Source organism: Streptococcus parasanguinis (assembly GCF_001578955.1).
Taxonomy (GTDB): domain Bacteria; phylum Bacillota; class Bacilli; order Lactobacillales; family Streptococcaceae; genus Streptococcus; species Streptococcus parasanguinis_U.
Window position 1 is genome coordinate 744,471 of record NZ_KQ969689.1, and the last position, 686, is coordinate 745,156.

Below are 686 nucleotides of genomic sequence, written 5' to 3' on the forward strand. Positions count from 1 at the left end.
TTCGGAACTTCTCGATCATCGCCCATATTGACCATGGAAAGTCAACCTTGGCCGATCGAATTTTAGAAAAAACCGAAACCGTATCTAGTCGAGAGATGCAAGCCCAACTTTTAGATAGTATGGACCTGGAACGGGAACGTGGGATTACCATTAAGCTGAATGCCATAGAGTTGAACTACACGGCTAAAGATGGGGAAACCTATATCTTCCACTTGATTGACACACCAGGACACGTGGACTTTACCTATGAGGTTTCGCGGTCGCTCGCTGCCTGTGAGGGTGCCATTCTCGTAGTAGATGCCGCTCAAGGGATTGAAGCCCAGACTCTAGCCAATGTTTACCTTGCTTTGGACAATGATTTGGAAATCCTGCCAGTCATTAATAAGATTGACTTGCCAGCTGCAGATCCAGAACGGGTGCGCACAGAAGTAGAAGATGTCATCGGTCTGGATGCTAGTGAAGCTGTCCTAGCCTCTGCCAAGGCTGGTATCGGGATTGAAGAAATTTTGGAGCAGATCGTTGAGAAAGTTCCAGCACCTACGGGTGATGTTGAAGCCCCTCTTCAAGCCTTGATCTTTGACTCTGTATATGATGCCTATCGTGGGGTAATCCTTCAGGTCCGAGTGGTCAATGGAATGGTCAAACCAGGCGATAAGATCCAACTCATGAGCAATGGTAAGACATTT

The 686-nt window shown here is 47.2% G+C and carries 1 protein-coding gene; it reads left to right on the forward strand.

Annotation, left to right across the window (positions count from 1 at the left end):
- A partial coding sequence (locus tag SPADD19_RS03600) for a GTP-binding protein (protein WP_241496455.1) occupies positions 1-686 on the forward strand: 686 nt, incomplete at both ends.